Below are 7,907 nucleotides of genomic sequence, written 5' to 3'. Positions count from 1 at the left end.
CCCCCCCCCCCCCCCCCCCCCCCCCCCCCCCCCCCCCCCCACACCCCCCCCCCCCCCCCCCCCCCCTCCCTCCCCCCCCCCCCCCCCCACCCCCCCCCCCCCCCTAGGCTTCCACGCTCGACCGCGGCGCGCCGAGCATCGTCAGGAACTCGCGCCGCACCTCGGCATCGTCGCGGAAGGCGCCGAGCATGCGGCTTGTGACCATGGAGACGCCCGGCTTGTGGATGCCGCGCGTGGTCATGCACTGGTGCTGCGCCTCGATCACCACGGCGACCCCCTTGGGCCGCAGCACCTGCTCGATGGTGTTGGCCACCTGCGCCGTCAGCTTTTCCTGGATCTGCAGGCGCTTGGCATAGGTCTCCAGCACCCGGGCGAGCTTGGAGATGCCGACGACGCGGCCATTCGGGATGTAGGCGATGTGCGCGCGGCCGATGATCGGCACCAGGTGGTGCTCGCAGTGGCTTTCCAGGCGGATGTCGCGCAGCACCACCATCTCGTCGTAGCCGTCCGTCTCCTCGAAGGACCGCGCGAGCAGCTCCACCGGGTCCGTCTCGTAGCCCGCGAAGAACTCGCCATAGGCGCGGGCGACGCGGGCGGGGGTGTCCACCAGGCCCTCGCGCGTGGGGTCGTCGCCGGCCCACATCAGCAGCGTGCGGACGGCGGCCTCGGCCTCCTCCCGGCTCGGGCGGATCGGCGTGGCGGGCTGGTCGGCCAGGGAGCGGGCAGGGGTGTGGATGTTCACGGGGCGAGATCCTATCGGCCTCTCGGTGCGGCGCGGGGCCAATCCTGCCCCGCGCATCACCGCGCCTTGTTCGGCATCGCAGATGGGGGCAACGCAGGATCGCGCAATGGTGCTTACGCCGGGCGATCGAGCCGGTGGATCGTCGTCGTTGGCCGGATCAATGGATCAGACAGGCGGCTCACCCTGCACCGGATGGCTGCCGAGCGCGCGCAGCAGCACCGTGATGTCATGCGCCGCGGCTTCCACCGCCTCCGCATCCCGGCCCTTGGCGACCAGCGCCACGCCGCCGCCGCCCATGCGGTAGTAGGGGTAGCTGCCGATGTCGAGGTCGGGCCAGCGGGCCTGGATCGCCGCCAGCCCCTCCGCGATGCGGCCTTCCATGACGCCATCGGCGTGCACGGAACGCGATGCGATGGGGGGGCCGCCCTGGAGCGTGGGGGCGAGGCTCTCGAACATCGCCTGCATGATGCGCGGCACGCCGGCCAGCACATGCACGTTCACCACCGTGAAGCCGGGGGCCATGGAGATGGCGTTCTCGATCAGCTTCGCGCCGCGCGGCATCGTCGCCATACGCTGGCGGGCCGGGTTGAAGTCGCCGGGCTTGTAGTGGCGCTCCAGCCGCGCCCAGGCCTCGGGGTGCGGCTCCCAGGGCAGGCCGAAGGCGCCGGCGACGCATTCGCTGGTGATGTCGTCATGCGTCGGGCCGATGCCGCCGGTGGTGAAGACATGGTCGAATTTCGGCCGGACCTCGTTAAGCGTCGTGATGATGGTTTCCCGCACGTCCGGGATGATGCGGACCTCCCGCAGCGGGATGCCGATCTCGCCCAGGCGGGTCGCCAGAAAGTTGATGTTGAGGTCCTTGGTGCGCCCGGACAGCACTTCGTTGCCGATGACCAGGAGGCAGGCGGTGGGGTTGGCGGCGGTCATCGGGCAGGCTCCGGGCGGGAATCGCGCCGCGTCGAGGGCGGTCGGCGCGGCAGGATACCACCGGCACGGCGGCTACAAGAAGTCCCGCAGCAGGGCGACCAGCGGCTTGTCGGCGGGCGGCATCGCATAGTCGGCCAGCTTGTTCGGCCGCACCCAGGCCAGCGCCTGGCCCTCCAGCGGCGCCACGCGGCCTTCCCAGCGGCGGCACAGGTACAGGGGCATCAGCAGGTGGCGCTCGCCCAGGGGATGGCTGGCGAAGGCGAAGGGGGCGAGGCAGCTTTCGGCCACGTCGATCGCCAGTTCCTCCTTCAGCTCGCGGATCAGCGCGGCTTCCGGTGTTTCCCCGGCCTGGACCTTGCCGCCGGGGAATTCCCACAGGCCCGCCATCGGCTTGCCTTCCGGCCGGCGCGCCAGCAGCACGCGGCCATCCGGGTCGATCAGCGCGCAGGCGGCGACCAGCAGGATGTTGGCCCCGCCCGACGCTTGCGGCTGGTCGGCCAGAGCCGGCGCGGCAAGCGGCAGGTCGGCGCGGGTCAGCTCATACAGCTTCACCGGCATGGTGCCGCCGCGGGCGAGAAACTCCCGCACGCCGTCGCCCGTCTCGCGGAAGCCGATGCGGCGCAGCAGGGCCTGGCTGCGGGCGTTCTCGACCAGGGCGGAGGCGACCAGACGGTCCAGTTCCAGGTTGGCCAGGGCCCAGCTTGCCAGCCGCGCCGCGGCTTCCGGGCCGACGCCGTGGCCCCAGAAGCGGCGGCCGATCCAGTAGCCGAGCTCGGCTTCCCGCTTCGTGGCGTGGGCGGTCAGGCCGATGCAGCCGACCAGCACCTCCCGCTCCCCCGGCTCGCCGGCCGCCTCCAGCCCGGTGATGGCCAGGTGCCAGGCGGTGCGGGCCTGCATCTGCGCCTGGGTCGAGGCGATCCATTCATCGGCGAGGGCGCGCGGGTAGGGGAAGGGGACGCGGGCCAGGGTCTTGGCCACCTCCCAGTCATTCACCAGCCGGTGCAGTTCCGCCGCATCCTCCGGCCGCAGCGGCCGGAGGGTCAGGCGTTCGGTCCGCAGCGGCTGGAAGTCGGCGGGAAGGTCAGCCGTCACCTCAGGACCGGTAGGCGCCGTTGATGTCGATATAGCCATGCGTCAGGTCGCAGGTCCAAGCCGTCGCCTTGCCGCGCCCGAGCGCCAGGTCGACCTCGATGGCCACCTCGCGCCCCTTCATGTGGGCGATGACGGGCGTCTCGTCGTAGCCCGGCACCACGCCGCCGTCGCGCGCCATCCAGGTGCCGCCGATGGCGACCGAGAGCAGGTCGCGGTCGGCGGGCTCGCCGGCCTTGCCCACCGCCATGACGATGCGGCCCCAATTGGCGTCCTCCCCGGCGATCGCGGTCTTCACCAGGGGGGAATTGGCGATCGACATGGCGATGCGGTGGGCGGAACGGGCGGAGACGGCGCCGGTCACGTCGATGCGGATCAGTTTTTGGGCGCCCTCGCCATCGCGGGCGACCATCAGTGCGAGGTCCATCAGTACCTCATGCACCGCGCGGGCGAAGTCCTTCAGCAGCGGGCCGCCCTCGGCCGGCACGCGGGGGTGCTTCGTGGCGCCAGTCGCGAACAGCAGCACGGTGTCGCTGGTCGACGTGTCGCTGTCCACGGTGACGCAGTTGAACGACCGATCAGAGCCCTTGGCGAGGATCTTCTGCAGTGCCGCGGCCGGGACCTTCGCGTCGGTGGCCAGGAAGCACAGCATGGTCGCCATGTCGGGCGCGATCATGCCGCTGCCCTTGGCGATGCCGGAGACCGTCACCGTCGCCTCCCCGATCCGCGCCGTGCGGGTGGCGCCCTTCGGGAAGGTGTCGGTGGTCATGATGGCCCGCGCCGCGGCGGGCCAGCCATCGTTGCCGAGCGCCCCGAACAGCGGCGGCAGGGCGGCGACCAGCTTCTCGGTCGGCAGCTTCTCCCCGATCACGCCGGTCGAGGCCAGGAACACCTCGCTGGGCTTGCAGCCTGCCAACTCCGCCATGGACTTGGCCGTCTGCGCGCAGGTCTCGCGGCCGGCCTTGCCGGTGAAGACGTTGGAATTGCCGGCGGTGACGACCAGCGCGCGGGCGCGGCCGCCCTTCAGCGCCGCGCGGCACCAATCCACCGGCGCGCCGGGGCATTTGTTCCTGGTGAAGACGCCCGCCACGGTGGTGCCGGCGGGGAAGGTCATCATCGTCACGTCCTCCCGCGCCCTGTAGCGGATCTCGGCGCGGCCGGAGCCGAGGCTGACGCCGGCAATCGGCGGCATCTCCGGCAAGGGCAGGGCGAGCGGCGACACCGGAAGGTCCTTGCCAGCCATGGTCGGGGCCCTCAGCGCCGGGGTTGCGCGGGGGCGCCGGTGGGGGCGGGGGCCGGCGGGGCGGCGCCATCGAGCAGGGACGGCGCGGGCGTGGCGGGCAGGGGGCTGCCATCCATCGCGAAGCGCTCGATCCGGGCGCCGGCGCGGACGCGGTCGACCTCGGCGGTGACCGCTTCCTCGAAGGCGCGCTGGCGCAGGCTCTCGCGGGCTTCCTCGAAGGCCGGCGGCGGCACGGCGCGGCGTTCCTCCACCTTGATGACGTGCCAGCCGAACTGGGTCCGCACCGGGTTCTCCGAGATCTGGCCCGGCTGCATGGCGAAGGCGGATTCGGCGAATTCCGGGATCATGTCGGCGCGCTTGAAGAAGCCAAGATCCCCGCCTTCGCGGGAGCCGGGGCCGGTGGAGCGGCGGCGGGCGACCTCGGCGAAGTCGGCGCCGGCGCGGCGCGCCTCGGCGAGCGCGGTGCGGGCCTCGGCCTCGGTGGGCACCAGGATGTGGCGGGCGCGCACCTCCTCCTCCGCCGGGCGGCCGGCGACCTCCCGCTGGTAGCGGGCGCGCAGGGCCTCGTCGGTCAGGGCGGGGGCGACGGCGCGGGTGATGAGGGCCTGCTGCAGGGTCTCGTCCTCCGCCCGGCGCAGGCGGGCGGCCACTTCCGGGTCCTGCGCCAGGTTCTGGGCGCGGGCGGCGGCGGTGATCGCCTTCTGGGTGATCATCTGGTCCAGCAGCAGCGGCATCAGCATGGGCGCGGGCATGCCGCGAAGTTCATCCGGCAGGCGCTGCGCCTCCGCCTGCAATTCGGACAGGCGGATTTCCGTGCCCTCGACCCGGGCGATCACCGGGTCCGGGGCCGGGCCCTGGGCGAGCGCGAGGTGGGCCGGCAGCAGGAAGGAGGCGAGCAGAAGGGCGGGGCGGCGCATGGAAGGGGGTCTCTGCATGTTGGGCGGAAGATGGCCGATGCGGGGGGCTGCCACAAGGCGCGCACCCTGCGGTCCCGCGGGGGGCAGGGTGTCCGTTGCGTTGACGCGGCGGGGTCGGGCGCCTATCTCTGCCGCCTTGCGCCGCAGCCCCATTTGGGCCTTGCGCCCCCGTCCCCGGGCGCGATGCCGCTGGTCGAACATGCGGGTCGGAGACGACTTTCAAAAATGTTTCAACGCCTTGTCCGCGCCTTCATCGGCACATCCAACGATCGGGCGCTGAAGCGCTTCCAGGCGCGCGTGCCCGCGATCAACGCGCTGGAGCCATCCTTCGCCGCCCTGTCGGACGACGCCCTGCGGGGCAAGACCGCCGAATTCCGCGCCCAGCTCGCTGCCGGGAAGACGCTCGACGACCTGCTGCCGGAGGCTTTCGCCACGGTGCGGGAAGCGGCGAAGCGCGTGCTCGGCATGCGGCATTTCGACGTGCAGATGATCGGCGGCATGGTGCTGCATGATGGCCGCATCGCCGAAATGAAGACCGGCGAGGGCAAGACCCTGGTGGCGACGCTGCCGGTGTACCTGAACGCGCTGCCCGCCAAGGGCGTGCACGTGGTGACGGTGAACGACTACCTGGCCAGCCGCGACGCGGAATGGATGGGTCGGATCTACCGCTTCCTGGGCCTGACCACCGGCACCATCGTGCACGGCCTGACGGATGAGCAGCGGCGGGACGCCTATGCCGCCGACGTCACCTACGGCACCAACAACGAGTTCGGCTTCGACTACCTGCGCGACAACATGAAGTACCGCCTGGACGAGATGGTCCAGCGCGACTTCGCCTATGCCATCGTCGACGAGGTCGACAGCATCCTGGTGGACGAGGCGCGCACGCCGCTGATCATCAGCGGGCCGTCGGACGACAGCAGCGACCTTTACGCCCGTGTCAACGCGGTGATGGTCGAACTCGTCAAGGACACGGCGCTTTACGAAAAGGACGAGAAGTTCAAGACCGTCCACATGATCGAGGCGGGGACGGAGGCGCTGGAAGTGGCGCTGACCGAGGCCGGGCTGCTGACGGAAGGCGCGCTGTACGACAGCGCCAATGTCACGCTGGTGCACCACGCCAACCAGTCGCTGCGCGCGCATGTGCTGTTCACCAAGGACGTCGACTACATCGTCCGGCAGGACAAGGTCGTCATCATCGACGAGTTCACCGGCCGCATGATGGAAGGCCGCCGCTATTCGGATGGCCTGCACCAGGCGCTGGAGGCCAAGGAGGGCGTCACGGTCCAGCCGGAGAACCAGACCCTCGCCTCCATCACCTTCCAGAACTATTTCCGGCTTTATCCGAAGCTGTCCGGCATGACCGGCACGGCCTCGACCGAGGCCGATGAATTCGCGGAAATCTACAAGCTGGAAGTGGTGGAGATTCCGACGAACGTGCCGGTGGCGCGCAAGGATTCGGACGACGAGGTCTACAAATCCGCGCGCGAGAAGTACGAGGCGGTCGCGGTGCTGATCGCGGAGGCGCGGGAGCGCGGCCAGCCTATCCTGGTCGGCACCACCAGCATCGAGAAGTCGGAGCTGATCTCGGAGCTGCTGAAGCAGAAGGGCGTGCCGCACCAGGTGTTGAACGCCCGCTACCACGAGCAGGAAGCCGGCATCGTGGCGCAGGCCGGCCGGCCGGGCTCCGTCACCATCGCGACCAACATGGCCGGCCGCGGCACGGACATCCAGCTTGGCGGCAATGCCGACATGCTGGCGCGCGCCGAGATCGGCAACGCCGACAGCCCGGAATACGACGCGGCGCTGGCCCGTCACAAGGCGGAGATCGAGGCGATCCGCCCGGCGGTGAAGGCAGCCGGCGGCTTGCTGGTGATCGGCACCGAACGGCATGAAAGCCGGCGCATCGACAACCAGCTGCGTGGCCGCTCCGGCCGCCAGGGCGACCCGGGCGCCAGCCGCTTCTTCCTGTCGCTCGAAGACGACCTGATGCGCATCTTCGGCAGCGAACGCATGGGCGGGATGCTGCAGAAGCTCGGCCTGAAGGAGGGTGAAGCCATCGTTCACCCCTGGATCAACAAGGCCCTGGAGAAGGCGCAGAAGAAGGTCGAGGCCCGCAACTTCGACACCCGGAAAAACCTGCTGAAATACGACGACGTCATGAACAATCAGCGCAAGGAGGTCTACGCCCAGCGGCGGGCCTTCATGGTGGCGCCGGACGTGGCGGAGACGGTGGCCGAGATGCGGCGGGAGACGATCGGCAAGCTGGTCGACACCGCCATCCCGGAAAACGCCTACCCCGAGCAGTGGGACACGGCGGGCCTTCAGGAGAAGGTGTTCAACATCCTCGGCCTGGACCTGCCCGTGGCGGATTGGGCACGCGAGGAAGGCATCGACGAGACCCAGGTGCGGGAGCGCCTGGTGAAGGCCGCCGATGAAAGCTACGCCGCGCGCGTCGCCAATGTCGGCACCGACCTGATGCGCATGGTCGAGAAGTCCCTGCTGCTGCAGATCTTCGACGCGGTCTGGAAGGAACACCTGCTGGCGCTGGACCATCTGCGCCAGGGCATCGGCCTGCGCGCCTATGGCCAGCGGGACCCGCTGAACGAGTACAAGTCCGAGGCCTTCAACCTGTTCAATTCCATGCTGGAGGATCTGCGGGAACGCACCACCAGCGTGCTGATGCGCATCGATATCCGCCCGGACGCGCCGCCGCCGGAGCCGGAGCCGATCCGCGTCACCGACATGCGCCACCCGGACCCGCGCGGCGGGGACCTGGAATATGCCGATGCCGGGCCGCCGCCGGCCTATGGCGCGGCCACCCAGCCGGCGCGCAGCCCGATGGTGGCGCAGTCCGTCGACCCGGACGACCCGGCAACCTGGGCCGCCACGCCACGCAATGCCCCGTGCCCCTGCGGGTCGGGCAAGAAGTACAAGCACTGCCACGGCAAGGGCTGACCATGAGTTGAAACCGCCGCGCTTGCGCGGC

6 protein-coding genes are annotated in these 7,907 nt (G+C 70.6%); 1 reads left to right on the top strand and 5 read right to left on the bottom strand.

The genetic code is table 11. The features are described from left to right. Window positions 1–103: 103 nt before the first annotated feature. From folE to ACFHPP_RS26110, 5 genes are all read right to left on the bottom strand, one after another. Window positions 104–742: a GTP cyclohydrolase I FolE gene (gene folE, locus ACFHPP_RS26130; RefSeq protein WP_437166177.1), complete on the bottom strand. Its 639-nt coding sequence runs from the start codon at window positions 740–742 to the stop codon at window positions 104–106. A 165-nt stretch (window positions 743–907) separates the two neighbouring features. Next, the gene (locus ACFHPP_RS26125) at window positions 908–1,669 is read right to left on the bottom strand and encodes a competence/damage-inducible protein A (protein ID WP_437166176.1); all 762 of its coding nucleotides are present in this window, start codon (window positions 1,667–1,669) and stop codon (window positions 908–910) included. Window positions 1,670–1,741: 72 nt separating this feature from the next. Next, entirely contained in the window at window positions 1,742–2,761 is a 1,020-nt protein-coding gene (locus ACFHPP_RS26120; RefSeq protein ID WP_437166175.1) for a bifunctional GNAT family N-acetyltransferase/(deoxy)nucleoside triphosphate pyrophosphohydrolase, read from the bottom strand. A gap of 1 nt (window position 2,762) precedes the next feature. Next, a complete protein-coding gene (argJ, locus tag ACFHPP_RS26115; protein WP_437166174.1) occupies window positions 2,763–4,001 on the bottom strand; it encodes a bifunctional glutamate N-acetyltransferase/amino-acid acetyltransferase ArgJ in 1,239 nt (412 codons plus the stop codon). Window positions 4,002–4,012: 11 nt separating this feature from the next. After that, window positions 4,013–4,918: a peptidylprolyl isomerase gene (locus ACFHPP_RS26110; protein ID WP_437166173.1), complete on the bottom strand. Its 906-nt coding sequence runs from the start codon at window positions 4,916–4,918 to the stop codon at window positions 4,013–4,015. Window positions 4,919–5,143: 225 nt separating this feature from the next. On the opposite strand from ACFHPP_RS26110, the gene secA reads away from it, so the two are divergent. After that, window positions 5,144–7,876 (top strand): preprotein translocase subunit SecA, encoded by a 2,733-nt coding sequence (gene secA, locus ACFHPP_RS26105; RefSeq protein ID WP_437166172.1) that lies wholly within the window; start codon window positions 5,144–5,146, stop codon window positions 7,874–7,876. The last annotated feature ends 31 nt before the right edge of the window (window positions 7,877–7,907 follow it).

Origin of the sequence: Falsiroseomonas sp. E2-1-a20, assembly GCF_051433195.1 — a bacterium.
Classification (GTDB): Bacteria; Pseudomonadota; Alphaproteobacteria; order Acetobacterales; family Acetobacteraceae; genus Falsiroseomonas.
The sequence above is the reverse complement of the archived record's forward strand: the minus strand, read 5'-3'. Positions and strand labels throughout refer to the sequence as shown.

Bases quoted from the DNA above. Each gene is read 5' to 3' on its own strand.
- ACFHPP_RS26125 (WP_437166176.1), bottom strand. From the start codon at position 1,669: ATGACCGCCGCCAACCCCACCGCCTGCCTCCTGGTCATCGGCAACGAA.
- argJ (WP_437166174.1), bottom strand. From the start codon at position 4,001: ATGGCTGGCAAGGACCTTCCGGTGTCGCCGCTCGCCCTGCCCTTGCCG.
- ACFHPP_RS26110 (WP_437166173.1), bottom strand. From the start codon at position 4,918: ATGCGCCGCCCCGCCCTTCTGCTCGCCTCCTTCCTGCTGCCGGCCCAC.
- secA (WP_437166172.1), top strand. From the start codon at position 5,144: ATGTTTCAACGCCTTGTCCGCGCCTTCATCGGCACATCCAACGATCGG.